19 protein-coding genes are annotated in these 21,596 nt (G+C 60.5%); 4 read left to right on the forward strand and 15 right to left on the reverse strand.

From position 1 onward, the window contains the following. Positions 1–84 precede the first annotated feature (84 nt). Positions 85–972, forward strand: coding sequence for an AraC family transcriptional regulator (locus ACUXAC_RS19550; RefSeq protein WP_194243114.1), 888 nt, complete (start codon positions 85–87; stop codon positions 970–972). A gap of 7 nt (positions 973–979) precedes the next feature. On the opposite strand, the gene ACUXAC_RS19555 is transcribed toward ACUXAC_RS19550, so the two are convergent. Beyond that, on the reverse strand, positions 980–2,008 hold the full coding sequence (locus tag ACUXAC_RS19555) for a zinc-dependent alcohol dehydrogenase family protein (protein ID WP_387444958.1): 1,029 nt from the start codon (positions 2,006–2,008) through the stop codon (positions 980–982). Between the two features lie 107 nt (positions 2,009–2,115). On the opposite strand from ACUXAC_RS19555, the gene ACUXAC_RS19560 reads away from it, so the two are divergent. Continuing rightward, positions 2,116–3,036, forward strand: coding sequence for a LysR family transcriptional regulator (locus ACUXAC_RS19560; RefSeq protein WP_100395899.1), 921 nt, complete (start codon positions 2,116–2,118; stop codon positions 3,034–3,036). A 10-nt stretch (positions 3,037–3,046) separates the two neighbouring features. Here ACUXAC_RS19560 and ACUXAC_RS19565 read toward each other — a convergent pair whose 3' ends face one another. Further along, positions 3,047–3,706: a DedA family protein gene (locus ACUXAC_RS19565; RefSeq protein ID WP_387444956.1), complete on the reverse strand. Its 660-nt coding sequence runs from the start codon at positions 3,704–3,706 to the stop codon at positions 3,047–3,049. Positions 3,707–3,851: 145 nt separating this feature from the next. After that, a complete protein-coding gene (gene metC, locus ACUXAC_RS19570) occupies positions 3,852–5,048 on the reverse strand; it encodes a cystathionine beta-lyase (protein ID WP_342095931.1) in 1,197 nt (398 codons plus the stop codon). Positions 5,049–5,479: 431 nt separating this feature from the next. On the opposite strand from metC, the gene exbB reads away from it, so the two are divergent. Together exbB and exbD are read left to right on the forward strand one after the other, a co-directional pair. Next, complete coding sequence (gene exbB / locus ACUXAC_RS19575) at positions 5,480–6,457, forward strand: tol-pal system-associated acyl-CoA thioesterase (protein WP_141972572.1); 978 nt, start codon at positions 5,480–5,482, stop codon at positions 6,455–6,457. 3 nt (positions 6,458–6,460) lie between these two features. Further along, positions 6,461–6,883, forward strand: coding sequence for a TonB system transport protein ExbD (gene exbD / locus ACUXAC_RS19580; protein WP_004937307.1), 423 nt, complete (start codon positions 6,461–6,463; stop codon positions 6,881–6,883). A gap of 55 nt (positions 6,884–6,938) precedes the next feature. Here the strand turns inward: exbD and ACUXAC_RS19585 are convergent, their stop codons facing one another. The 12 genes from ACUXAC_RS19585 to ACUXAC_RS19640 all read right to left on the reverse strand — a co-directional run bounded on the left by ACUXAC_RS19585 (position 6,939) and on the right by ACUXAC_RS19640 (position 21,173). Next, positions 6,939–7,982 carry a substrate-binding domain-containing protein gene (locus ACUXAC_RS19585; RefSeq protein ID WP_159318634.1) on the reverse strand — a complete coding sequence of 348 codons (1,044 nt, stop codon included), beginning with the start codon at positions 7,980–7,982 and terminating at the stop codon, positions 6,939–6,941. 21 nt (positions 7,983–8,003) lie between these two features. Beyond that, positions 8,004–9,413 carry a sucrose-6-phosphate hydrolase gene (locus ACUXAC_RS19590; RefSeq protein ID WP_343181531.1) on the reverse strand — a complete coding sequence of 470 codons (1,410 nt, stop codon included), beginning with the start codon at positions 9,411–9,413 and terminating at the stop codon, positions 8,004–8,006. Continuing rightward, entirely contained in the window at positions 9,413–10,783 is a 1,371-nt protein-coding gene (locus tag ACUXAC_RS19595; protein ID WP_049198446.1) for a sucrose-specific PTS transporter subunit IIBC, read from the reverse strand. Before ACUXAC_RS19595 ends, ACUXAC_RS19590 begins: the two co-directional genes overlap by 1 nt. 63 nt (positions 10,784–10,846) lie before the next feature. Next, complete coding sequence (locus ACUXAC_RS19600) at positions 10,847–12,247, reverse strand: carbohydrate porin (RefSeq protein ID WP_087763632.1); 1,401 nt, start codon at positions 12,245–12,247, stop codon at positions 10,847–10,849. Positions 12,248–12,442: 195 nt separating this feature from the next. Beyond that, on the reverse strand, positions 12,443–13,369 hold the full coding sequence (locus ACUXAC_RS19605) for an aminoimidazole riboside kinase (RefSeq protein ID WP_038879399.1): 927 nt from the start codon (positions 13,367–13,369) through the stop codon (positions 12,443–12,445). 224 nt (positions 13,370–13,593) lie between these two features. Next, positions 13,594–15,741 carry a phosphocholine-specific phospholipase C gene (locus tag ACUXAC_RS19610; RefSeq protein WP_060422592.1) on the reverse strand — a complete coding sequence of 716 codons (2,148 nt, stop codon included), beginning with the start codon at positions 15,739–15,741 and terminating at the stop codon, positions 13,594–13,596. A 124-nt stretch (positions 15,742–15,865) separates the two neighbouring features. Then, positions 15,866–16,705, reverse strand: coding sequence for an NADPH-dependent 7-cyano-7-deazaguanine reductase QueF (gene queF / locus ACUXAC_RS19615; protein WP_387445052.1), 840 nt, complete (start codon positions 16,703–16,705; stop codon positions 15,866–15,868). Then, positions 16,683–17,579 carry a queuosine precursor transporter gene (locus ACUXAC_RS19620; RefSeq protein WP_019453032.1) on the reverse strand — a complete coding sequence of 299 codons (897 nt, stop codon included), beginning with the start codon at positions 17,577–17,579 and terminating at the stop codon, positions 16,683–16,685. Before ACUXAC_RS19620 ends, queF begins: the two co-directional genes overlap by 23 nt. After that, complete coding sequence (locus tag ACUXAC_RS19625; RefSeq protein ID WP_004937341.1) at positions 17,580–18,194, reverse strand: helix-turn-helix domain-containing protein; 615 nt, start codon at positions 18,192–18,194, stop codon at positions 17,580–17,582. Positions 18,195–18,723: 529 nt separating this feature from the next. Continuing rightward, positions 18,724–20,025 carry a cytosine permease gene (locus ACUXAC_RS19630; protein ID WP_049198549.1) on the reverse strand — a complete coding sequence of 434 codons (1,302 nt, stop codon included), beginning with the start codon at positions 20,023–20,025 and terminating at the stop codon, positions 18,724–18,726. Between the two features lie 20 nt (positions 20,026–20,045). Continuing rightward, complete coding sequence (locus ACUXAC_RS19635) at positions 20,046–20,735, reverse strand: helix-turn-helix transcriptional regulator (protein WP_033636032.1); 690 nt, start codon at positions 20,733–20,735, stop codon at positions 20,046–20,048. Positions 20,736–20,762: 27 nt separating this feature from the next. Continuing rightward, complete coding sequence (locus ACUXAC_RS19640; protein WP_060422598.1) at positions 20,763–21,173, reverse strand: GNAT family N-acetyltransferase; 411 nt, start codon at positions 21,171–21,173, stop codon at positions 20,763–20,765. Between the last annotated feature and the right edge of the window lie 423 nt (positions 21,174–21,596).

The following is a 21,596-nucleotide window of genomic DNA, read 5'->3' on the forward strand; positions in this document are numbered from 1 at the left end:
GAGTTTTAAATTATTATTTATGCCGAATCGTTCTGACTGTAAGAGGGTGTTTCCGTGATTGAAATCGATGCGCAGCGCAGCCGCATGGCGCGCCAGGCGATGGCTATCGCCACCGGCAACGGCTACACGCCGTCACCGGTGCCGCGGGTAAAGATCCTGTATGTCGATCGCCACAGCCCGCGCCAACCGGTGATGTACGAGCCGGGGATCGTGATTGTCTTTCAGGGGCACAAGGTGGGCTATTGCGGCAACAAGATGTTCCAGTACGATCCGCGCAACTACCTGCTGATGACGGTGCCGCTGCCGTTCGAGTGCGAAACCTTCGCCAGCCCGGAACTGCCGCTGGTTGGGTTGGCGGTCAATATCGATACCCAAATGCTGCAGGACTTGCTGATCGACATCGGCGATGACGACTACCTGATGCAACCGCGGGCGGAGAGCAACGGGGTGAACCTGGCCGAGCTGACGGAAGAGCTGCTGTGCGCCACCGAACGCCTGCTGGACGTGATGGCCAAGCCGCTCGATGCCCGGGTGCTGGGGCCGCAGATCGTGCGCGAAATCCTCTACTACGTGCTGCGCGGCACCTGCGGCGCGTCGCTGCAGGAGCTGGTCAACCGCCATACCCACTTCAGCCAGATCGCCAAGGCGCTGCGGCGCATAGAAAATCAATATGCCGACAACCTCAACGTCGAACAGTTGGCCAGTGAGGTCAACATGAGCGTCTCGGCGTTCCACCACAACTTCAAGGCGGTGACCAACACCTCGCCGCTGCAATACGTGAAGTCGTACCGGCTGCATAAGGCGCGCCTGTTGATGGTGCATGACGGCCTGAAGGCCAGCACGGCGGCGATCCGCGTCGGCTACGAGAGCGCGTCGCAGTTCAGCCGTGAATTCAAGCGCCTGTTCGGCATGACGCCGAGCGATGAAATCGCCCGTCTGCGCGACGCCAACCCGCTGCTGCTGGAGGGCTGAACCGCGTTTACGGGGTCAGGACGATCTTGCCGAACGGCCCGCGATCGAGGTGATCCAACGCCTGCGGCAGCTGATCGAAACGGTAGACCTGGTCGATCACCGGCTGCAGGTTGACGGCGTCCACGGCGCGCACCAGATCTTCCAGCGCGCGGCGGTGGCCGACGCCGATGCCCTGGATCTCCGCCGATTTCAGCAGCAGCAGGCCGGCGGGGGCGGAAATCTCGGCGCCCGCCAGCACGCCGATCACCGAGATGCGGCCGCCCACCGCCACGGCGCGTACCGAGTTGCCCAGATTTGGGCCGCCGACGGTGTCGATCACATGGTCGATGCCGCGATCCTGCGTCAGCGCATAAATTGCTTCCACCCAATCGCCGTTCAGCCGGTTGATGCCGTGACTGGCGCCCAGCGCCTGAGCACGCGCCAGCTTTTCATCGCTGCCGGAGGTCACATACACCTCGGCGCCGTGCGCTTTGGCGATCTGCAGCGCGAACAGCGCCACCCCGCCGGTGCCTTGCACCAGCACCGTCTCGCCGGCATGCAGCTTGCCTTGCTCCACCAGCGCAAACCAGGCGGTTAGCCCGGCGCACGGCAGGGTGCTGGCCTGCACGTCGTCCAGCGACGCCGGCGCCGCCACCAGCCAGTCCTCATGCAAAATCACATATTCCGCCAGCACGCCCTGATAGAAGCCGCCGAGGGTGTGGTAAGGCACCTGGCGCGCATTGCCGTACGGTTTTTGCCGGCCGTCGAGCCAGCCGGGGCTGAAGGTGGAGATGACCCTGGCGCCGGGTTGGAAACGGCTGACGCCGGGGCCGATAGCGTCGACCTCGCCGGCCATGTCCGAGGCGGGGGTGAACGGCTGCGGCAGCGTCAGCCCCATGCCGTTTTCGATCATCAGCTTGTCGCGGTAGTTGAGCGCTACCGCTTTCACTTTCACTCTGATTTCGTGTGGCCCCGGCTGCGGGATCGCGTCGGCGGTCAACCGCAGGTGTTCACGCCCCAGGGCGTCCATCGTCCAGTGTTGCATCGTGTCGGTCATGATGTTCTCCAAAGTCAGCGATTAACGACCGGTCGATAATATCGTTGATGGAGGTTCGCCAGTGGCGATAAGATTTCCGAAGATTGTTTCTTTCAGGGCGACAAATCATGAGCGATCGATTGAGCGGCATTTCGGTATTCGTCACCGCCGTGGAGGCGGGCAGTTTTGCGTTGGCGGCCAGCCGGCTGCACCTGTCGCGTTCGGCGGTGGGGAAAACCATCGCCCGGCTGGAACAGCGGCTGGGCGTGCGGCTGTTTCATCGCACTACCCGCAGCCAGAGCCTGACCGACGACGGCGCGTTATTCTATGAGCGCTGCCTGCGAGCGCTGGAGGAGATCCGCAGTGCGGAAACGCTGCTGGAGTCGGGCAAGCGACAGGTCAGCGGCCGGCTGCGGGTATCGATGCCGGTGCTGTTTGGCCGCATGTGCATTGCGCCGCTGTTGACCGAGCTGACGCGCGAGCACCCGGGCCTGGAGCTGGAGCTGTCGTTCAACGATCGGGTGGTGGATCTGATTGAGGACGGCTTCGACATGGCGATCCGCAACGGCACGCTGGCCAACAGCGGCGGGCTGGTGGCGCGCCGCATCGGCGATCATCGCATGACGCTGTGCGCCTCGCCGGCCTATCTGCAGCGGTGCGGCGAGCCGCACAGCATCGAACAGCTGGCGCAGCATGAGGCGGTGACTTATATGCGCGCCGGTGCGCGGCGCAGCTGGTTGGTATTGGATAGCGACGGCAAGCCGCAGGAAGTGATGCCGACTAACCGGCTGCAAATGGACGATCTGCAGGCGATTGCGGATGCGGCGACGGCGGGGTTCGGCATTGCCTGGCTGCCGTGCTGGCTGGTGCGTGAGCAGCTGTTGAGCGGGGCGCTGGTGCGCTTGCTGCGCGACCGGCCGGGCGCCGCCTTTGAAGCGCATGCGGTGTGGCCGCACACGCCTCACCTGCCGCTGAAGGTGCGGCTGGCGGTGGATACGCTGGTGAGCAAGTTGCCCGCCAGTCTGGCGTTGGTCGAGAAGGCGCTGTAGCGCGCCGGGCTCAGGAGGAGGCGCGCTTTTTACGCCAAATGACCAGCATGGCGCCCAGCAGGCCGACGAACAGCAGCAGCAGCGGCAGCAGCATCAGGCCGGTCATCACCTGGCTTTCGTAGCGCTTCACCAGCGGGATTTGGCTGAAAGCGTAGCCGAGCCCCACCAGCGCGCAAACCCAGATCGCCGCGCTCAGCCAGTTGAACACCTGGAAGCGTGAGCTGTTGAGCCCGGAAATGCCGGCCATGGTCGGCAGCAGCGTGCGCACGAAGCCGAGGAAGCGGCCGATCAGCAGCGCCGTCAGCCCGTGGCGGTTGAACAGGCTATGCGCGCGCTGGTGGTATTGCGCAGGCAACTGCAGCAGCCAGCCTTTCACCAGGCTGGTGTGGCCCAGCCAGCGGCCCTGAATATAGCTCAGCCAGCAGCCGAGGCCGGCGGCGGCGGTCAGAATCAGCAGGGTGGGGGCAAAGCCCATCACGCCTTTGGCGATCAGCGCACCCGACAGCAGCAGCAGGCTGTCGCCGGGGAGGAAGGAGGCGGGCAGCAGTCCGTTTTCCAAAAACAGAGTGGTGAAAAGTACGGCGTAAACCACCCAAATTACGCTTGGATCGGCGAGGGCAATAAAGTCCTGCTGCCAAAGCGCATGAATAATCTCTCGTAATACATCCATTTTATGTCCTGTTGCATGCCGGTTGCGCCCGGGGTCACGTTCTCCAGGGTGCGGCGGTTACCGTATCTGACAGTTACCCGGATAGTGTACCGCTAATAGCTTAAGCCGACATTAAACGAGACGAAGAAAATTAGCGGAATCCGCCTTAGCGCACGCCGTTGAGGCGATCGAAACCGGCCGCCAGATCGGCGATCAGGTCTTCGACGTTCTCCAGGCCGATATGCAAACGCACCAGCGTGCCGGAAAAATCGACGCCGCCTGCCGGACGGATCGCTTCCAGTTCTTCCGGCTGATTGGCCAGGATCAGCGACTCGAAGCCGCCCCAGGAGTAGGCCATGCTGAAGTGGCTGAAGTTGTCCAGGTAGGTGGCCAACTGCGCATCGTCCAACCGCTCTTTCAGCACGAAGGAGAACAGCCCGTTGCAGCCGCTGAAGTCGCGGCGGTAGAACTCGTGGCCCTTGCAGCTGGGCAGGGCCGGGTGATTGACCGTCGCCACTTCCGGCCGTGCCGCCAGCCAGTGGGCGACTTCGATGCTGCTGCGTTCGTGCTGCTTCAGGCGCACGCTCAGGGTGCGCAGGCCGCGGCTCGCCATGTAGGCGGTGTCGGCATCCACCATTTGCCCCATCAGGTAGGAGTACTCGCGCAGCCGATCCCAACAGCGCGCGTTGGCGACGGCGGTGCCGAGCATGTAATCGGAATGGCCGATCAGGTATTTGGTGCCGGCCTGAATGGAAATGTCGATGTCGAAATCCAACGCCTTGAACAGCACGCCTGCCGCCCAGGTATTGTCGATCATGATCACCACCTCCGGCGCCACGGCGCGAATGGCCTGCACCATCGCCGGAATATCCTGCACTTCCAGGGTGATGGAGCCGGGGGATTCCAGGAACACCACGCGGGTATTGGGTTGGATCAGCGTGGCGATGTCGGCGCCGATCAGCGGATCGAAATAGGTGGTGCTGACGTTCATGCGGCCGAGGATGTGGGTGCAGAAATCCTGGGTCGGTTCGTACGCCGAACCCGTGACCAGCAGGTGATCGCCGGCGCCGACGAATGACAGGATCGCATTGGCCACCGCCGCTGCGCCGCAGGGGTACAGCACGCAGCCGGCGCCGCCCTCCAGTTCCACCATTGCATCCTGCAGGGCGAAGTGGGTCAGCGTGCCGCGTCGGCCGTAAAACAGCTCGCCATGGGCGCGTTGCGCAGTGGCGTGCTTTTTGGCGGCGACGGAGTCGAAGACCAAGGAAGAGGCGCGTTGCGTAACGGGATTGACGGAGCCCTGGGTGTAGCGTTTGCCGCGGCCGGCGCCGATCAGCGTGGTTTCGATGTGTTTTGACGTCATGGTACCTGGCTCACCTCTGGTTGCTCTGCACGTGCCCGTTTGCGATAGCCCTTACGTTAGCATGAGTTAATATAGCCATCCAGACGTTTTAACTTCCAGATACAGAAACGGCTATAATTGGCTGCCGGGCGCGCCTTTCTCGCCTCATCCTTCTGCCGTGGTGCGAGAGAGAAGCCCATTCCTCGGTCAAGACGCCGTTCGGCAGCGTGGCCTTGTTGCGTCGTTGTGGGAGAAAAGTAACGAAATAACCCCATAAAAGGGGCGTTTAGCGGTGAACGGGCGCGGATTGGCGCTTTGCCGCAGGGTTGGCTAAAATTTTCTCGTTTATTTGGTAAATAATAATGAGAACTACTATCAATCCCCGGTTGGTTTGATATGATCGCACGCTGAATTATTCCTTAATTTTGATCGGTAATGGGTGGAGGCACAGCGTGAAAACGGCTGGCAAGAATTTAAATCAAGGATCGTTCGGCCAGGGCCGGGCGCAGTGGGGCAAGGTCTTTGGCCGCAGCCTGATGGCTTCTATGGTGCTGGTCGTGGGGCTGGCCGGCAGCGCGCAGGCAGCGCCGGCGGCCAATCCGGCCGTTACCGAAAGCGTTGCGCCGACCACCGCGCCGGCACCTGCAGCCGCCGCGCCGGAAAGCATCACGCCGGTGAACCCGGCACCGACGATCCAGCCACCGGAAACCCGCGGCATGGACCTGTCCATTTGGGGCATGTACCAGCACGCCGACGCGGTGGTGAAAGCGGTGATGATCGGCCTGGTGCTGGCGTCTATCGTGACTTGGACCATTCTGTTCGCCAAAGGCAGCGAACTGCTGCGCGCCAAGCGCCGTCTGCGCCGCGAGCAGCTGGCGCTGGCCGAAGCGCGCTCGCTGGATGAGGCTTCCGAGCTGGCGCAAAACTTCTCCCCGGAGAGCGTCAGTGCTGTCTTGCTGAACGATGCGCAAAATGAGCTGGAGTTGTCTGCGGAATCCAATGACAACAACGGCATCAAAGAACGTACCGGTTTCCGCCTCGAACGCCGCGTGGCGGCCTACAGCCGCAACATGGGCCGCGGCAACGGCTTCCTGGCCACCATCGGCGCCATCTCGCCGTTCGTCGGCCTGTTCGGCACCGTCTGGGGCATCATGAACAGCTTCATCGGCATCGCCCATTCGCAGACTACCAACCTGGCGGTCGTGGCGCCGGGCATCGCAGAGGCGCTGCTGGCGACCGCGATGGGCCTGGTGGCGGCGATCCCTGCCGTCGTTATCTACAACATCTTCGCCCGCGTCATCAGCGGCCATCGCGCCCAGGTGGGCGACGTGGCGGCGCAGGTCTTGCTGCTGCAGGGCCGCGATCTGGATCTGGCCGCGACGGCGGAAGCCAAGCGCTCACAGCACGCACACCAACTGCGGGCGGGGTGAGTCATGGCGATGCGCTTAAATGAAGATCTGGACGACAGCGGCGAACTGCATGAAATCAACGTGACGCCGTTTATCGACGTCATGTTGGTGCTGTTGATCATCTTTATGGTGGCCGCGCCGTTGGCAACGGTAGATATTCGCGTCGATCTACCGGCTTCTTCCGCCAAACCGCAGCCGCGGCCGGAAAAACCGGTGTTCCTGTCGGTGAAGGCCGACAAGCAGCTCTACGTTGGCGATCAGCCGGTGAATGCCGATCAGCTGACTTCGGTGCTGGATCAACGCACTCAGGCGAACAAAGAAACCACCATCTTCTTCCAGGCGGACAAGAGCGTGGACTATGAAACGCTGATGAGCGTGATGGACACCCTGCGTAAAGCCGGCTACCTGAAAGTGGGGCTGGTGGGCATGGAAGGCGCCGCCAAGTAGCGGCAGCAAAACGATAAAGGGCGCTCAGGCGCCCTTTTTTATTGATTCAAAAATATCACTCCCCGGCCAACAACGCCCGGGAACCGGCATGGCGCCAGTGGATGCGACCCGGCAGATAAAGCGCATGCTGTTCCAGCGGCCGCTCGTCGATGAGCGCAGTAACCTGGTCGAAGCTATGCTGCGCCAGCGCCCGGCAGTCTTGCGCGACCGTGTCTATCTTCAGCGTCATGCAATCGAACAGGTAGTGATCGTCGAAGCTGCACAGGTGGATGTCGCTCTCCATCAGCTGATGCTGCGTCAGATAACGCAACACCCCTTCCAGCAGGCCACAGGCGGCGGTGAACAGCGCTTTGGGCGGACGCCCCAGCTGTGCGCACAGCTGAGCGAACATCTCGTAACCCGAGCTGGGGTGGTAACTGCCGTTGATGATCCATTCCGGTTTGCACGTTACGCCGGCGCGCTCCAGGCCAAGCTGGAAGCCGGCCAGCCGATCGCGGGTCGGTGAAATGCGCGGCTGCCCGCCGAGAAAATAGATCTCATCCGGATGTTGGCGCGCGATCTTTTCCACCAGCTCGGCGGTCGCATTAACCGAGTCGGTGATCACCAGCGGCAGTTCGGAACCGGCGATCAGGCGATCCATCTGCACCACCGGCAGCGCGACGTTGATCTTCTGGTATTCCGCGTCGTTCAGCTGGCTAGAGGCGACGATCAGGCCGTCGACCTGCCGCTGCACCAGACTGTTCACCGCCATCATCTCCTGCGCCGGGTTTTCATCTGTGCAGGCGATCAACAGCTGCAGACCGGCTTCGCGGCACAGCGTTTCCAGCTCGCGCGAGATCACCGCAAAGCCGTAGTTGGTCATCTCCGGTACCACCAGCCCCAGCGTGTGGCTGCGGTTGGAGCGCAAAGAGCGGGCGTGGATGCTGGGCTGATAATGGTGTTCGTGCGCCAGCGCCAGAATGCGATCGCGGGTGTCGTCGGACACCCGGTATTCCTTGCTGCGGCCGTTCAGCACCAGGCTGGCGGTCGATTTCGACACCCCGGCCAGCGTGGCGATGTCACTGATGGTAATGCGTTTATTTTTTTTCACTGACGCCATCTGAAGTCATCGGAGGATGCGTCATTCTAGCATGCATGGCGTCAGCGGCCAGTATTCCAACGCCAGCGCTGCGCTCCCGTTCAGCCGCAGTTGCGGTTCACCTGCCGGGAAGTAGCGCGCGCTCATCACCGCCTCGCCGTGGTTGATGAAGATTTCCACGCTGGAGCGATCGAACAGCAGCTGCAGATGCGTGACCGGGCCGCGCCAGTAACGGTGCTCCGGCCGGCCGTCGTCCAGAGAGGCGCGCGTCAGCTGCAGCCGCTCGCCGTCCCAGCTCAGTGTCATCGCGTCGCCAAAGGCGGCGCTGAACGCGCCCTGCGGCGTCAGCTGCAGCTCCGCGGCGCCCAGCGCATAGGCGGGGGCGTCATCGGCGCGGCCTCGCCAGTCTTCTCGCTCGCCGCGCAGCTGTTGCAACTCGCGCGCCGGGCGCTGGTGGAGGCGGCCATGCCGCAGCGACAGCTCGCGTGGGCAGGTCATGGTATGGATCCAGCCATAACGGCGCGTCGGATGGGCTTCTTCATCTTGCTCGGGCACGCCCATCCAGGCGAACAGCAGGCGGCGGCCATCTTCCGCCAGCGTTGTCTGGGGCGCGTAGAACTCGAAGCCGGCGTCCAGCTCGTGAAATTCGCCGTGGCTGAAGGCTGCCTGCCGGTAATCCAGCTTGCCGAGCAGATAGCCGGCCTGATAACGGTTGAGATAGCGTTCCGGCTGCGGCGCCAGCCCCTGCGGGCAGCAGATCAATACGTCGCCGCCGTCCAGCGAGAACAGATCCGGGCATTCCCACATGTAGCCGAATTCGCCCAGGTCGTTCAGGCCGGAACCGGCGATCTCTCCCAGCGCTTGCCAGTCGCGCAGATCGCTGGAACGCAGCAGCAACACCTTGCCGCGATCCTGCAAGTCACGCGCGCCGAGCACCATGTACCAGGCATCCTGATGACGCCACACTTTCGGGTCGCGTACGTGGCCGCTGTAGCCCTCCGGCAGCGGCAGCACCGGCCCGAGTTTGCGGTATTCGCCCCGATCGCTTGCCTGAGCCAGGCATTGGTAAGCGGTGCGTGAGCCGTCGGGGAATTTCACATTGCCGGTATAGATCAGCGTGATTTTGTCTTCCGCCACCACCGCCGAGCCGGAGTAACAGCCGTGGCTGTCGTAACAGGCGCCCGGTGCCAGGGCGAGCGGCTGATGTTCCCAATGCACTAAATCGATCGACTGCCAGTGTCCCCAGCACTTGTTGCGATGATCGCAGCCCAGCGGATTCCACTGATAGAACAGGTGATAAACGCCGTTGTGCTGGATAAAGCCGTTGGGATCGTTCAGCAAGCCAACGCTGGGCGCCAGATGCCAGGCCGGGCGGTGCGGATCGCGCAGCGCGAGTGGCTGGCCGTTCATGACCGCCTGCAGTGCCTGTTTGATTAAGCTGAGTTCTTCCATCATTGCGCGTCCGTGTTGTATTTCAGCAGCAGGGAGAGCACGAAGGCGCTGCCAAAAGCGATTGCCAGGCCGATGATATAGCTGACCAGCGAACTGGCCTGCACGATCGCCATGCCGGGGATCGCCGTCAGTCCGACCGCGTTCATGCCAACATGGTTGGCCACCACCCAGGCGCCGCCGAGCGCGCCGCCCGCCAGCGCCGCCAGGAAAGGCTTCACGAAGCGCAGGTTGATGCCGAACAGCGCCGCCTCGGTGATGCCGAGCATGGCGGAAAAGGCCGAAGGCACCGCGATGGCTTTGATTTTGGCGTCGCGGGTTTTGAAATACACCGCCAGGCAGGCGCCGCCCTGAGCGATGTTGGCCATCGACCAGATCGGCAGCAGGAAGTTGACGCCGATATTGGGGTTGCCGAGCAGCCCGGCCTCTACCGCATGAAAACTGTGGTGAATGCCGGTGATGACGATAGCGGAATAGAGGCCGCCGAACAGCAGCCCGGCGAACCACCCCGCATGGGCAATCAGCGTGCTGAGCACGAAGGAGATGCCGTCGCCCAGCGCCCGGCCGGCGGGGCCGATAAACAGCAGGGCGACAAAGCCTGAGATGACCACCGTCAGGAACGGCGTCAGGATCAGATCGAGCGCGTTGGGGATCACCTTGCGCAGCCGCTTTTCCAGCACGCTCATGAACCACACCGTCAGCAGCACCGGGAACACGGTGCCCTGATAGCCGATCATGGCGATGTCCAGACCGAAGAAGTTCATGGTGTGGAACCCTCCGGCGACGCCCCAGGCGTTGGTCAGCGCCGGATGCGTCAGAATGCCGCCGAGCGTGGCGCCCAGGTAGGGGTTGCCACCGAATTCGCGTGCGGCGGTGAAGCCGATCAGAATCGGCAGGATAATGAACGCCGCCGAGCTGAACATATCCAGCATGATGAACAGCGCGCTGTTGGCATCGGCCCAGCCATAGGTTTTCACCATGCCGAGCAGCCCCATCAACAGGCCGGACGCGACGATCGCCGGGATGATCGGCACGAAGATGTTCGACAGCAGGCGGGCGATGCGCTGCAGCGGGTTGAGCTTTTTCGCCGCAATATCGGCGGCTTCGGCCTTGCTGGATTCGCTGACGCCCGCCGCCTTGATGAATTCCGCATGCACCTTGTTGACCAGCCCGGTGCCGAAGATCACCTGGATCTGACCGGCGTTGCTGAAGCAGCCTTTGACGCCGTCCAGTTTGCCGATGGCCTCTTTATCCACTTTGCTGTCGTCCACCAGTACCAGGCGCAGGCGCGTGGCGCAGTGGGCGGCGCTGGCGATATTCTCTTTACCGCCGAGCAGTGGCAACAGCGCGTTGGCGGTTGCGGTAATGTCCATGTTGTCCCCTTGCTAAATAAAAATGCCGCTGCGCAGTTTGCGGCGCAGCGACGTGAATCGATGTCAGAAGAAATACTTGAATCTGGCGCGCATGCCGTAACGTTGGTCGTTGTCGCCGTTGGCTATCTTGTTGTCGGCGTTGGCTTCCAGCAGCGAGACATAGGCCCCCAAATACAAATTGAAATTCTTCATATTCATAATGTTAGGTATCTGATACGACGCATGAACGGTGTGGATGTCGTAGTTGCCCGGTTCGCTGAGCGGGTTGTGGATATCGGCGGCGATCCCGGCGGTATTGAACTCTTTGATATTGTTATGGGCATAGATATAACCCAGTTCGAAGCGCCGCCACAGCACGTTCACGCCGGCGGTGAAGTCTTGCTCGCCTGACGCATCCAGATAGGCGGTGCTCAGGTTGGCCACCACGCCGTTGTCCGGATCGGCGGCGCTGTTGTTCCAGCTCATCGTCATGCCGTAGCCGTTGCGCTTGGACTGATCGACGAAGCGGCCCTGGCCGTCCTGATAACCGTAGGCGTTATTCACCACGTTGCTTTCCATTGCCGCTGCGATGCTGAAGGCGTCTTTTTTCCAGGCGATCACCGGGCGCAAATAGGCGACGTTTTTCTTATTGTTCAGGGCGTTGCCGTGGTAGCTGTTGTCCTGGAACAGCGAAGTGCCGTCCTCCACCAGCGTGTTCAGCTCGAAATAGACATCACCGGCATATTTGCTCAACATCAGGTTGCCGCCGCTGCTGCTGCGGCCGCGGCCTTCTTTCATCATGTAGATATAGCCGAAGCCGTCGGCGTACAAATCGTTGGCGGTATTGCCGGAGTATTGAATGAAGGTGTCCTGATTCAGTGGGAACATGTCGTAGGCTTCAAAGCGGCCGATTTTGGTTTGCCAGTTCTTTTCATTGCCGAAGAAGAAGGCGGCGTCGTCCAGGTTCATTTTGCCGGTCATGTCCGCCAGCGGCTGCACGCTGAAGCCGGAGAAGTTGCCGTCCTGATTGCGGCGGTAGCCGTCCAGCCCGACCAGAATGCGGCCGTTGATATCCCAACGCTCTTTGTTGCCGGGCTTCCAGTCCTTGTGGTCGCTGCCTTTCAGCGACGTCAGTTGGCCGCTGCGGCTAGCGCCGTCCAGGTTGAACTCCACGTCGCCGTACAGCTTCAGATCGTTGAAGCCGTTCAGTTTCAGTGCGCCGGTCGGGGCAATCGGCGTAGCGGCATGCTGCGCAATCTGCGCGGTTTGCCGTTCGGTGTTGGCGGTGCGCTGTTCCAGCTGTTGCGCCCGGCGTTCCGCCGCCGTCGCGCGGGTTTCAGCCTGTGCGGCGCGCCGTTCCGCCTGCGCCAGACGTTGTTCCAGGGCGTTGAGGCGCGCCTCGATGCCGCCGCTGCCCGATGCCGCTGCGCTGGAAGCGGAGAGGAAAAGCCCTGTTGTTATCGCCAAATAGCTGAGTTTTTTCATCATCGTCTATCATCCGGGTAAGGGTTGTTATTATTGTTTGCTAAATTGCTAAACCGGTTTTTCAAGGCGAAAGATAACGAGAGGGAGGCGAGCTGGCAACTCAGTTAGCTAACCCGATTCAGCTATTGTGATCGAGCGCGCAAATCGTGGGCAAAAGACCACGGCGAACCTGAGGATCGCCGTGGATGCAGAGGATCAACGGAGGAAAGCCGCCAGCTCGTCGGCGTGGGGCAGGGCGGTCATGGCCCCTTTGGCGGTGGTGGCCAGCGCGCCGCAGGCCTGCGCCTGGGCGATAACCGCCGGCCACTGCGCTTCCTGCGGCAATTCGTGAAGGCGTGCCAGCGCCGCTAACAGCCCGGCGACGAAGGCATCGCCGGCGCCGGTGGTATCGACCGGAACGACAGGCGCCGCGCGGAAATGACGCAGCCGTTGGCCGTCATGCACATAGACGCCGTCGCCGCCCAGCGTCACCAGCAGCAGGCGCAGCGGATAGGTTTGCATCATCCAGCGAATGGCGTTCTCCAGATCGTCAAGATGGCTGATGAAAGCCAGCTCTTCGCGCGACAGTTTCACCACGTCCGCCAGCAGCAGCGCCTTTTGCAGGCAGGGGCGCAGCGCTTCCGGCTGGCGCCAGACCTCTTCGCGGATGTTGGGATCGAAACTGACCCGGCCACCGGCCGCCCGGATGCGTTCCATCGCGGCAAAGGCCGCGCTGCGGCTGGGCTCCTGCGAGAGCGCGATGGAGCAGAGGTGCAGCCATTCCCCCCGTTGGAAATCCGGCAGATCGTCAGGCTGCAAAAACAGATCGGCACTGGGCTGCACCATAAACGTGAATGAGCGCTCACCCTGCAGATCGAGATCCACCACGACCGTGGAGGTGTGGTGTTCGGGGTCTGGCCGCATATGGCCGATATCCACCCCTTCATCGCTCAGCACCTGCTGCAGAAAGGCACCGAAGCCGTCTTGCCCCACCCGCCCGATAAAGGCGCTGTCGCCACCAAGCCGGGCGATCCCCACCGCCACGTTAGCCGGCGCGCCGCCGGGGCATTTGAGATAACCGTTGGCATTTTCCGGCACCAGGTCGATCACGGCGTCGCCCAGTACCCATACGCGATTTATCATGCTTAATCCCTGTTATTAGCCTTGTCAGATGGGTGGCTAAAATAGAAGAACCGGTTTAGCAAGGCAATGAAATAATATCCGACCGTGAGCGAGATCAAAAAAATAGCGGGGGTGGGGCAGGGAGAAGGTTTTGAGAATGCGCCCACCGCGGGAGAACCGACGTCTGTGGGCGCCACAAAAAAGAGGCTGGCGGTTTAATTTCCGCGATTTCAATCTACAACGCTTTACTCCTGGCCCATAAGCGGGTCGCTGACGCTGTGCTCGCCATCCTCCAACCGGCCCGCCAGGCGGCGTAGCCAACCTCCCGGGCTTTGCAGCGTAAGGTCATACCAACCGCCGCTGGCGTGGGCATCAAAGCTTTGCTGGTGGCTGCCGCCTGCCGGCAGCGTGATGTGCCACGGGCCCTGCTGCGTATAGGGGCAGCGTTCGAGGGTAACCGCTATCGCTTCGGTGCCCGGATTGTTCAGCTGCAGCTGCAGGCTGCGGCCCGTCGGGCGCAAACGCACCTCCGGCTGCGGCCGGTTCAGGGCGCCGCGCAGTTCACGATGAAAGCCGTTGGGGCCGAGCAGCCACAGATGGTACTCATCCTCCGTCTGCCAGTCGTCGCTGACCGCCTTGCCCGCCTCGACGGTAAAACGGCGCGGGATCTGCGCCAGATCTCGCCGATCGTAGACGTGAAACACCGCGCCCTGCTCGCCGGTGTTGAACAGGTTCAGCGTCACGCGGCGCTGTTCGGCCGCGACGGTGGCCTCGACGTGCAGCTGGTAGGGCAGCGCGCGGGAAGGGCGCGCCAGGCGGCGTTGGTGGGGCAAACGCTGGTGGACAGGCGATGGCAGCGGTACCTGCGGCAGCTGTTCCTGGCGCTGGCGCAGGCCATCGGCGGCGTGGCGGCTGGTGGCGGGCAGGCTCGGCAGCGCTTCGCCGTTAGGGTCGACGAAGTTGAACGCCGAGGTGAGATCGCCGCACACGGCGCGGCGCCAGGCGCTGATGTTGGGTTCATGCACCTGAAAGCGCTTTTCCAGGAATTGCAGCACCGAGGTGTGATCGAAGACCTGCGAATTGACCCAGCCGCCGCGGCTCCAGGGCGACAGCACCAGCATCGGCACCCGCGGGCCGGGGCCGTAAATGCGGCCGTCCGGCGGCGGTTGATCCTGCGAACCGGGCGGCGCCACGTGCTGGAAGATCTCGGTGTCGAACGGCACCGTCGATTTACCGGCGAAGCTGCCGTCCTCGCGCAGCGACGGCGCGGAAGGCGAAGGCATATGGTCAAAAAAGCCGTCGTTTTCGTCGTAGTTGACCAGCAGGACGGTTTTACTCCACACCTCTGGGTTGTCGGTCAGCGCGTTGAGGATCTCTTGGGTGAACCAGCCGCCCTGCACCGGGCTGGAGGGATCGGGGTGTTCCGAATAGGCCGCCGGCGCGATGATCCAGCTGACCTGCGGCAGTTTGCCCTGCTGTATGTCGGAGCGGAACCCGGCCAGCATGGCGTCCAGATCGTTGCCGTCGGCGGCCGGCAGGGTGTTGCCGTTGCCTTTGTACAGCGGTGCGGCCTCGTTGAGCGCATCGCGATAGGGCACGAAGGCGTTGAAGTCTTTCGGCGGCCGCGCCGGATTGCCCACCTGAATGCTGGCGGCGCGGTACTGGCGGAAGCCCGCCAACGGGTTGTCGGTAAAGTTGTCCGGCAGGAATTGATACACCTTCCAGCTGACGCCGCTCGCCTCCAGCCGTTCCGGATAGGTTGTCCACTGGTAGCCGATCTCCGCCGGGCCGGGGCTGTCCCATTCGTTGACCACCACAGCCACGTCGGCGGCGGACGGGCCGTTGGTTCCGGTCCAGTGGAACAGCCGGTTGGTGTTGGTGCCGGCGTGAATAGCGCAGTGATAGGCGTCGCACAGGGTAAAGGCGTTGGCCAGCGCGAACTGGAACGGCAGCTCATGCTGGCGGTAGTAGCCCATTGAAGCCGGCGTTTTGTAGGTGGGCCAGGCGCTCATGCGGCCGTGATCCCAGGCGGCTTGCTCATCCACCCACGAATGCGGCGTGCCGGTGACGCGCTGGGCGTTGCCGCGTTTGCTGTCCAGGTGGTAGGGCAGTACCAACCGCTCGGCGCCCTGCTGTTGCCAGACATGGCGATCGCCGGGCAATGGAATGGTAAAACGATCGCTGAAGCCGCGCACGCCCGGCAGGGTGCCGAAGTAGTGGTCGAAAGAGCGGTTCTCCTGCATCAGGATCACCACGTGTTCGACGTCGCGCAGGGTGCCGGTGCGGTTGTTGGCGGGAATGGCCAGCGCTTTGCGAATCGAGGCGGGCAACAGCGAGAACGCCGATCCGATGGCGGCAGCCCGCAGGATGTCTCTGCGTGAAAGGTCAGGCATGCGTCGTTAATCTCCGTCAGTGTGCTTTGAAGATAGCCGCTGACGACGATAATGGCGAAAAATAACAGGGAGATGAAAGCGAGGGAAACAATGCTCCCTGGCGGGAGCACTGCGGGGATAACGCTTACTGTCTGATCAGGCGGCCGAGCGCCGGCGCCGTTTCGAAATCGCTGCGGAAGGGGTTGATATCCAGGCCGCCGCGGCGGGTGTAGCGCGCGAACACGCTGAGTTTTTCCGGACGGCAGCTTTGCTTGATGTCGTTGAAAATACGCTCGACGCACTGCTCGTGGAATTCGTTGTGCTGGCGGAAGGAGATCAGGTAGCGCAGCAGGCTTTCGCGGTCGATTTTGCGGCCTTCATAGCGGATCACGACGCTGCCCCAGTCCGGCTGGTTGGTGACCAGGCAGTTGGATTTCAGCAGGTTGGAAGACAGCGTCTCCGACACCGGTTCCCCTCTCTCGGCCGCGCCGCTCAGGTATTCCGGTTTGAAGGCGAAGTCGTCGACCGCGATATCCAGATCGTCGATGTTGATGCCCGGCAGGCGGTCGATCTGCGCCGGGTAACCTTCCAGCCCCGGATAGAGCTTGGCGGTGACCTGGCCGTTGGCCGCCTGCGACAGATCTTTCTGCATGGCGGCGCTCACCTGTTCCACGCTGTCAAAGCGCGTTTGGTTGAAGCTGTTGAGATACAGCTTGAACGATTTGGACTCGATCAGGTTCGACGAGGAATGCGGGAAGGTAAATTCGCCGATGCCGACCACCGGCTTGCCCTTGGCGTTGAGCCAGGACAGCTCGAAGGCGGTCCACAGATCAAAGCCGCTGAACGGCAACTGCCGCTCGTCCACGCCGATCAGATCGCGGCCGCGCGCACGCGGCAAGGCTTCGAGCAATGCGGGAGCATATTGATCCGGATAATCGGAGTTCGCGCCAAGATGGGTGATCTTATCTTGCTTTTGGATATGCATATTCATTGCCCTTTGCTTGTTCGGTATTGATGTAGCGGTTAAACAGACTGCGGGTGGCGTAGATTGGCCCAACGCCCAGCAGGGCGTAAACCACCTTGATCAGGAACTGCGACAGGATCATGGTTTTGATGATGTCCCAGCTCAGCACGTTGTAGAACGCCAGCGTACAGAACACCACGCTGTCGATGGCCGAAGCCACAACGGTACTGGTGATCACGCGCACAAACAGGTAGCGGGAATTGGTCAACTCTTTGATTTTGCAAAGCAGGTAGGAGTTGACGTTCTCGGAGATCAGATAGGCCGCCGACGAGGCCACCAGCACCGCCATGATGCTGTGCACGATGCCGTTGTAGGTCTCGCTGTACTCCCACTGCGGAATGCTCGGCACCAGCGTCGTTACCCAGACCCCCAGGACGAAGGTCAGGTTGGCGATAAACGAGATGATAATCGTGCGCCGGGCCAGCCGTAATCCATAGAATTCGTTGAGGATGTCCACCAGAATGAACGTGAGCGGGTAGATGAAGATCGCCGGGGGCGTGATGAGATTCAGCACCGGGATTTGGATCGGCTTGACGCCGCACAGCGTTGAGAAAATATAAATCACGCTGAGCGCCACGGTAATAATCAGGTAGGCGTACCAGGAGCGTTCGTGGCGATCGCTGAGCTCGTAGGCGGTTTTTTGTTTGTTGTCGCCATAGAGTTTGCGGTACAGCGCCTGCAGCTCGTGCCGGCTCAGATCTTCTGATATTTCGCTGTCGGCCAGCTCATTCAGCCCCATGGTAATGGTTTTGCCGGTGGCCAATACCATGACATTGGCCGCGATGGTGCCATGTCGGGTGAAGCCCAACAGCTTGAACTTCTGATTCGGTTCCATTTATAACCTTTCTCCAACGATATAACCCAGGAATTGCACGGTGTCCTGAGGGCGTTTGTCCATGCTTTCGCTGTCTTTGTCGTCAACCACAAAGAAGCCGCTTTTTCCCGAGTGATACAGCAAAGGTGAATCGCAAATCAGTACCGGCGGGCGTTTGATGATGATGACTTCGCCGGGAATAAATGACCCTTTAATTTCGGTCTCTATTTTCATTGCCAACATGTTCGACTCATCGCCGAAGAAATAAGTCAGAGGAAACTCGGTGACCAGCTGCCCGATCTTGCGCTGCGAGACGGCCAGATAGCGCGACTGCGGGATCACCGGGATGGCGGAAGGGTTCTTGTTGCCCTCGGTGGACAGCGTTTCGTTGAGCAGCTCCAGTTTTTCCAGATCGTAGTCTTCGATCTCTTCACAGGAGACCCCGAAGAAATCGGAAATCCGATTCACGGTGGATTGCTGAACGTTGTTCACTCTTCCGTCAAGAATTTTGTAGAGAGTCGTGCGCGTCAGGCCGCTGCGGTTGGAAAAGGAAGCCTTGGTTTCACCGCGGGTACGCATCAGATATTCAATATTTTTAATGATGTTGATTTTGCGCTGTGCGTTGGTGGTTTTCATCGGCTGTCCTTACAAACATTACGCTGGCTTCACTATATCTTACGCGTCGGCGTTGTCCAGATAAAAAGGCGCTGAGGGGGAGGTAACCGGCTGATTATTGGTGGTAATTATTGTTTCTTGTCAGCCGTTTAGCGCAGTGATGTTAGCGCAGGCGATCGGGGTGACCTGCAAAGATGATAAAACTGTGTAAATCAATTGATTAGCTTTTGCTTATGGAAAAGTGAACACAAAAGCCAATTTTATGTGTACTTTTATGTTGACCAAAGCCGATTTCATGAGCTACTGTTCATTCAAGCTGAAGTTTTTCTTTATGATCAAAACACTGAAGCCAACGATTTTATAATAAAAAACTCAGAGGGGGCGCTGCCACACTCTGAGCCTAATAGATAGCTTGCTACCGACACCAGGGACCCTAACCACGATGGCCGTTTGTCCGCGCGATCGGCCCATTCTTTTCCGTTACGCCCACCTTTCCTGAGCATAAACACTCCCCCGTCACCGGAGGAGTGCATTAACTCATGGGCGAAAATCAGAGCGACTTCTGTGAGGCCAGCGGTTTTTGCGCCCGGCTGAAGGCCAGTTTGAGCACCCAATACAGCAGGCTGGCGGCCACCAGAGAGTTGATGGTCGGTACGCCCCATTCGGTCGCCAGACCCACGGCGCCACCGGCGATGCTGGCGACGATCGCCGCCCAGCCGATGGTTGGCGTCTCGTTTGGCAGCTGGCCCGTGCGGCGGCTCTCGTCCAGGATTTTGCGGTGGCTGCGCAGCAGATAATAGTCCACCAGCATGATGCCGATAATCGGCGGGAAGACTACGCCAAGCACCGTCAGGAAGTCGACAAAGCGGTCCAGAATGCCCAGCACCGACAGCGTGGTGCCCAGAATCCCGATCACCAGAGTGGTGTAGGTGTACTTCAGCTTTTTGCCGGTGATGCCTTCCACCGCGTTGACGATGCCCAGCGAAGAGGAATACAGGTTGAGATCGTTGACGCGCAGGGTGGAGAACACCACGACCAGCAAACCGGCGCCGCCGGCTGCTTGCGACATGATGGTGACCACATCGGCGGTGCCCAGGGTTTTGGCGATCAGGATTGCCAGACCGTTCACCACGAACTCGCCGGCGATGATGGTGAAGATCGTGACGCCGAGCACGTGCTTGCCGTTTTTGGAGTAACGGGTCAGGTCGGGCGTCATCAGGCTAGCCACGATGGCGCCGCCGACGACGATGGTGATGCCGGCGCTGATGGTCAGCGGTTCACCCGGCGGCGCCAGCTGGATGATCTCCTGCAGGTTATGCCCGGTCAGTGCGGTCACCGATATATAGGCCACCAGCATGATGAACATCGGCACCGCGATACGGGCGGCGATGCGCAGCGCTTTGAAGCCGAATGCCACCAGGATGGTCAGCAGCGTGCCCGAGAGCCCGGCGGCCAGGCCGAAGCCCAGCTTATTGCCGAGTGCGAAGTCGAGCGACTTGGCGAAAATGGCGTTCTGAATGCCGAACCAACCCAACAGGCTGACGGCCACCACCACGCCGATCAGCACCGACCCCAGACGGCCGAAGCCGCACCAGCGCGCCAGCAGGCTGCCGGAAATCCCTTCGCGCATGCCCGCCAGCCCCAGGCCGTAGGTCACCACGCCGAAGATCAGGCTGCCGACGAAAATGGCGGTGAAGGCGTCAAGCAGCGTCATGGAGTTACCGAGCACGGCGCCGAGCATGAACTGGTCCAGCGCGGTCAACATGCCCATATGCACGATGGCCACGCTTAAAAACGAAACTCTTTTATCCTGCGGCACCCGGGTGAGCGGATAATCTTCGATCTTTATCACGGTGAGATCTTCCTTGCGGTTCAAATAAACTGAATGCCTTTGGTTATCAGGCGATCGGGAATGTAGTTATCCAGGTTGGCGTATTTGCAGTACTCCTCAAATTGCTGCTGAGTATGCACGTTGGCCTTCTGGTAAATGTTATAAATGCGGTTTTCGATGGTCTTATTGCTGACGTTATAGATTTTTGCGATCTCTTTAACCGTAAATCGCTGAAGCATAAGAAAAATGACATCGAGTTCGGCACGGGTGAACAGCTCGTTATTGACTTCGGTGGTCAACACGCTGGGCTTTTGCTGATTGATGTATTTCAGCGGCGACAGGCTGTTCATCGGCTTGGCGTTCCAGATCACGCCAATCACCTGTTTGTCATCGTTGTACACCGGCAGCTTTTCGCTGATAAACGGCGTCAGGCTGTCTTTGCCGTACCAGTAGTGCGTTTCTATGACCGTGACCCGATCGCGCGCCGCTTCGGTCATCTTGTCATGTTCGATAAAGTCGGCGGCGGAGTCGGCCCAGTCGGCGGGGAATTCGTGGTCATATTTGCCGGCGACGTCGAAATTCAGCGGCGTATTGGTATAGAGATAAGCGGCGCGATTCATATAAAGGTGGCGGGACAGCTGGTCTTTGATGCCCCAGGGCTCGCTCAGGTGCTCCATCATGGTGATGAGGCCCTTAAAATAAGATTCATTATTTTTATGCGATGAACCCATACCTACCTCTGCGCCGCTCAGGCCGCGTTACAGGCTTTTAGCCAGGTAATGGCGGGTGTGGCGATGCGCGTAGTCGCCCAGCTCGCCGTAGACCCGGTAGCCCAGTTTTTCGTAGAAGCCCCGGGCCTGGAAATCGAAGGTATCGACATAGGCCATATGGCAACCGCGCTTGCGGGCTTCTTCTTCGGCCAGCTGCATCAATTGGCGGCCGTAACCACTCTTGCGACACCGATCGCCGACCCACAGATACTGCACTTCCAGGCCGCCCCACCAGGTACGTGCGACCAGGCCGCCGACGATCTGCTGGTTGTCGTCGGTGACGGTCAGAAACAGTGGGTGAATGTCTACGGGCTGGGTTTTATGGTTGTGAGCCCAGAGGCTGTCGATAACGAACTCTTCATCCTGCGGGTTGGGTTTGTCGGTGATATTAATATTCATTTTTAATATAATTCCCTGATTTAATTATTCAAAACTGAACTAGGCACTTTCGCCTCAACCGCTTCTAATATCACTTCCGTTAATGTATTTCAAGGGTGGTTTTCACCCTTTTCCGCCGGGTGAGGGGGCGCTTATAGTAGGCGTCACAGGGAGAAGAAAATAGTGAAACAGGCGGTATTAAAACGCTGAAATGCCCTGCTTACACCATCTTTTCCTACTTGCGCCTCACCAGGGCCCCACCGGGAAAACTGCAGTACTGTATGGCTCCACCGGATAGAGCAAGCTCACTTGCCGACGGGGGAGCCACTTTGTTTTTTGACGCGCCCACCCGCGCCCGCCACTCGCTGTCTCAGATATTAAACACTCTTCTCATCAGAAGATATGCGCCGCAGATGAAAATGTGGCCGATACCTTCTGATCCGC

The organism is Serratia sp. 121840015-1 (genome assembly GCF_053627655.1).

Bases quoted from the DNA above. Each gene is read 5' to 3' on its own strand.
- ACUXAC_RS19640 (WP_060422598.1), bottom strand. From the start codon at position 21,173: ATGAATATTAATATCACCGACAAACCCAACCCGCAGGATGAAGAGTTC.
- ACUXAC_RS19565 (WP_387444956.1), bottom strand. From the start codon at position 3,706: ATGGATGTATTACGAGAGATTATTCATGCGCTTTGGCAGCAGGACTTT.
- ACUXAC_RS19550 (WP_194243114.1), top strand. From the start codon at position 85: ATGGCGCGCCAGGCGATGGCTATCGCCACCGGCAACGGCTACACGCCG.
- ACUXAC_RS19555 (WP_387444958.1), bottom strand. From the start codon at position 2,008: ATGACCGACACGATGCAACACTGGACGATGGACGCCCTGGGGCGTGAA.
- ACUXAC_RS19585 (WP_159318634.1), bottom strand. From the start codon at position 7,982: ATGGCGTCAGTGAAAAAAAATAAACGCATTACCATCAGTGACATCGCC.
- ACUXAC_RS19605 (WP_038879399.1), bottom strand. From the start codon at position 13,369: ATGATAAATCGCGTATGGGTACTGGGCGACGCCGTGATCGACCTGGTG.
- ACUXAC_RS19620 (WP_019453032.1), bottom strand. From the start codon at position 17,579: ATGGAACCGAATCAGAAGTTCAAGCTGTTGGGCTTCACCCGACATGGC.
- ACUXAC_RS19590 (WP_343181531.1), bottom strand. From the start codon at position 9,413: ATGGAAGAACTCAGCTTAATCAAACAGGCACTGCAGGCGGTCATGAAC.
- ACUXAC_RS19560 (WP_100395899.1), top strand. From the start codon at position 2,116: ATGAGCGATCGATTGAGCGGCATTTCGGTATTCGTCACCGCCGTGGAG.
- exbD (WP_004937307.1), top strand. From the start codon at position 6,461: ATGGCGATGCGCTTAAATGAAGATCTGGACGACAGCGGCGAACTGCAT.
- queF (WP_387445052.1), bottom strand. From the start codon at position 16,705: ATGCATATCCAAAAGCAAGATAAGATCACCCATCTTGGCGCGAACTCC.
- metC (WP_342095931.1), bottom strand. From the start codon at position 5,048: ATGACGTCAAAACACATCGAAACCACGCTGATCGGCGCCGGCCGCGGC.
- ACUXAC_RS19635 (WP_033636032.1), bottom strand. From the start codon at position 20,735: ATGGGTTCATCGCATAAAAATAATGAATCTTATTTTAAGGGCCTCATC.
- ACUXAC_RS19600 (WP_087763632.1), bottom strand. From the start codon at position 12,247: ATGAAAAAACTCAGCTATTTGGCGATAACAACAGGGCTTTTCCTCTCC.
- ACUXAC_RS19625 (WP_004937341.1), bottom strand. From the start codon at position 18,194: ATGAAAACCACCAACGCACAGCGCAAAATCAACATCATTAAAAATATT.
- ACUXAC_RS19595 (WP_049198446.1), bottom strand. From the start codon at position 10,783: ATGGACATTACCGCAACCGCCAACGCGCTGTTGCCACTGCTCGGCGGT.
- ACUXAC_RS19610 (WP_060422592.1), bottom strand. From the start codon at position 15,741: ATGCCTGACCTTTCACGCAGAGACATCCTGCGGGCTGCCGCCATCGGA.